This is a genomic window from Hydrogenophaga sp., assembly GCF_026125825.1.
Lineage (GTDB): Bacteria > Pseudomonadota > Gammaproteobacteria > Burkholderiales > Burkholderiaceae_C > Hydrogenophaga.
In genome coordinates this window covers 1-3,494 of the sequence record NZ_JAHCKK010000189.1, presented here as the reverse complement: position 1 = coordinate 3,494, position 3,494 = coordinate 1, and the positions used below count along the sequence as shown (strand labels likewise).

Annotated in this window: 1 protein-coding gene; it reads right to left on the bottom strand. The window is 74.2% G+C overall.

Annotation, left to right across the window (positions count from 1 at the left end; all coding sequences use genetic code 11):
- On the bottom strand, positions 1-3,494 hold a 3,494-nt coding region (locus KIT86_RS24730; protein WP_297403344.1), incomplete at both ends, for an acyltransferase domain-containing protein.

The following is a 3,494-nucleotide window of genomic DNA, read 5'->3' as shown; positions in this document are numbered from 1 at the left end:
CACTCGTCGCCGCGCGCGCGCAGCCGCTCAGCCAGCCGCGCGGCCACGCCGCCCTCGTCGGCCCACAGCAGCCAGCAGCGCGCGGCCGGTGCGGTGGCGCGCGCCAGCAGCAGCGATTGCAGGGCCAGCGTGCCCTGGTGGCCGCCGCCTTCGGGCAGGGCCGTGCGTTCTTCAAAGCCTTGCTCGGCCAGCAGCGAGAGCCAGGCCTCGCGCGGCAGGGTGGCGTAGTCGGGTCGCAGGTCGGTGTCGTCGAAGGCCCACCAGCCCTCGGTGAGGCCCACGGTGAGGTCGAACCAGCGCTGGGGTGCGGTCACCTCCAGCATGGCCAGCAGGCCCCCAGGCACGAGCAGGCCACGCACGCGGTCGAGCGTGCGGCGCAGGTCGGCCGTGGCGTGGATCACGTTGGCCGCGATGACCACATCGAAACTGTGCAGATCGAAGCCCTGCGACGTCGGGTCCTGCTCCAGATCGAGCACCGCGAAACGCATGAAGCCGTGCGCGGCGAAACGCTCCCTGGCGCGCGCCACGAAGAGCGGGCCGATGTCGGTGAAGGTGTACTCCACGCCCTGGGCCGGCAGGCGCGGCGCCACGCGCGCGGTGGTGCCGCCGGTGCCGCCGCCGATCTCCAGGATGCGCAGCGGCCGACCGCCACCGCTGGCCTGGTGGGCCACGACGGCGAGCATGACCTCGGTCACGAGGCCGTTGAAGACCTGGGCGGTGGGCGCGTCGCGGTACATGCGCTCGGCGGTGTCCAGCGACCCGCCGGGGAACAGCAGTTGCATGGGTTCGCGCTCGCCGCGCAGGGCCTCGGCCATCTCGGCGGCCACGCGGCCGGTCATCTCCAGCTCGGCGGCGGCGTCCGGGAAGGCGGCCTTCAGGCGCGCCAGCTCGGTGCCGGGCTGCGCATCGTGCAAACCCCGGCGCACCACCCACCCGGACGACTCGCGGGCGAGCAGGCCCGCTTCGCCCAGGATGGCCAGCAGCCGGCCAAAGAGGCGCTGGTGGCGCGCCTGCACGCCCAGGCGCACGGCCAGTTCGGCCTCTGCGGCCCGTTCGCCCACCGTGGGCGCCCAGCCCAGGCGCGAGAGCGTTCGCACCACGTACTCGGCGCACAGGGCTTCGAGCTGGGGAATGAAGGCGTCGTAGGCGTCCAGGCGCGCCGATTGGCGCAACGTGGGCAAGGCCTGCATGGCCTGGGCGCTGAGCGCCGCCAGCGGCGCCGTCGGCGCGCTGCCCTGCGCCAGCGGGGGTGCGGCGCGCCAGACGGTTTCGTACAGGCAGTCGTCGAGCCAGCGCTCGCCCAGGCGCGCCAGGGCGTCGCGCGAGACGCGCTTGAGCTGCACATCGGCCAGCTCGGCCACCAGCGTGCCATCGGCCTGCCAGACGGTCACGGTGGCGCGGCTGGACTCGGGGCTGCTGGCCAGCACGTTCACGTGGCTCCAGCAGCGCGCGCCGGGCGCGCCGTGCAGCACGAAGCGGCCGATGCCGATGGGCAGGTACAGGCCTTCCTCGCCCTCGGTGGGCAGCGCGGCGGCCAGCACCTGCAGGCAGCCGTCGAGCAGCACGGGGTGCATGCCGTAGGCGTCGGCCTGTGGGGCCAGCGCGCCGCTCAGCGCGACTTCGCCCACCGCCTGCGAAGGCCCCTGCCACAGGCTTTGAATGGATCGGAAGCCAGGACCGAAGTCCAGGCCCCGGCGCGCAAAGCCTTCGTAGAAACCGGCGATGTCCACCGGCTGGGCGCACGCGGCCTTGAGGGCGCTCAGCGTGCCTGCGGGCCGCGCGGCGGGGCCCGCGCGCAGCGTGCCAGACACATGGGTCACCCAGGGTTCGGCATCGGGGGCGTCTTCGGCCAGGCTGCTGAGCGTGACCGCCACGGCACCGCCCTCGCCGGCCGCGCCGCAGACGACCTGCAGCGTGCGGGCCGCGCCGTCGTCGGCCAGCAGCAGGGCTTCCTGCACGGTGATGTCTTCCACCGCGACCGGCCCGGGGCCGAACTGCTGGCGCGCGGCGGCCAGCAAGGTGTCCAGGTAGGCGGTGGCCGGCACGACCACATGGCCCTGCACCCGGTGTTCGCGCAGGTAGGCGGGGTCGTCGGCGCCCAGGCGGGACTCGAACACCGTTTCACGGCCTGCGCCGCGCAGGCGCGTGCCCAGCAGGGGATGGCCCGTGCTGCGGCCGCGCACCGCAGGCAGCGGCGCGGTGGGTTTGGCCTGGAACCAGCAGCGCTCGCGCTGGAAGGGGTAGGACGGCAGGTCCACCACGCGGCCGGGGCCGCCGGCGCGCCAGTTCAATTCGGCACCCGCGAGGTACAGCGCGCCGACGGCTTCGAGCATTTGCTCGCCGTCGTGGCGCCCCTTGCGCAGCGACGCCACCAGCGCCGGGGCGCTGTCGCCCCAGGCGCGGCTGGCCAGGGTCAGCAAGGTGGGGTGCGGGCCGATCTCGATGCACACATCGGGCCGCAGCGCGGCCAGGGCCTGCAGGCCGTCGCCAAAGCGCACCGCCTCGCGCACGTGCTGGCGCCAGTAGCCGGCGCGCGTGAATGCCTCGCTCTCCAGCGCGCCGCTGAGGTTGGAGACCACGCGCACGGTGGGGCGCGAGAAGCGCACCTGCGCGGCCTCGCGCTCGAAGGCGTCGAGCATGGGTTCGACCAGGGGCGAGTGAAAGGCATGCGAGACGGTCAGGGCCTGGGTGCGCACGCCCTGCCCCGCCAGCTCGCGGCAGACGGCGTCCACATCGGCCTGCGCGCCAGAGATGACGACCTGGTCCACGCCGTTGACCGCGCCCAGCGACACGCTGCCGCGGTAAGGCTCGATGGCTTGGACCGCCTGCGCTTCGGTGGTGAAGACCGCCGCCATGCCGCCACCGTCGGGCAGCGCCTGCATCAGTCGGCCGCGCACCGCGATCAGGCGCAGGGCGTCTTCCAGGCTGAACACCCCGGCCACGCAGGCCGCCACGAGTTCGCCGACCGAGTGGCCGATGACGGCCTGCGGCACCACGCCCCAGGCGCGCCACCACTCGGTGAGCGCGTATTCGAGCGCGAACAGGGCGGGCTGGGTGTAGGCGGTTTCGTTGAGCAGCGGGCTGTCGCCGTCGGCCGGGAACAGCACCGACAGCAGGGGTTGCTCCAGGTGCGGCGCGAGCAAGGCGGCGCAGCGGTCCAGCGCCTCGCGAAACACGGGCTCGCTGTGGTACAGGCCCTGGGCCATGCCGGCGTACTGCGCACCCTGTCCGGTGAAGAGGAAGGCCACGCGGGCGGGGTCGCGGCGCGCCACGCGGGCGGTTTTCACGCCCTCGGTTTCGGCGCCGCGCGCGAGCGCGTCGAGCCGCTCGCAGAGTTCGGCCACGCTGTGCGCCAGCACGGTGGCGCGCTGCGCGAAGTGCGAACGGCCCACGTTGGCGGTGAAGCAGATGTCGGCCAGCTCGGCGTCGTCGCGGCCGCGCAGGGCCTGGGCGTAGCGCGCGGCCAGGGCGGCAAGCGCGGTCTCGTCGCGCGC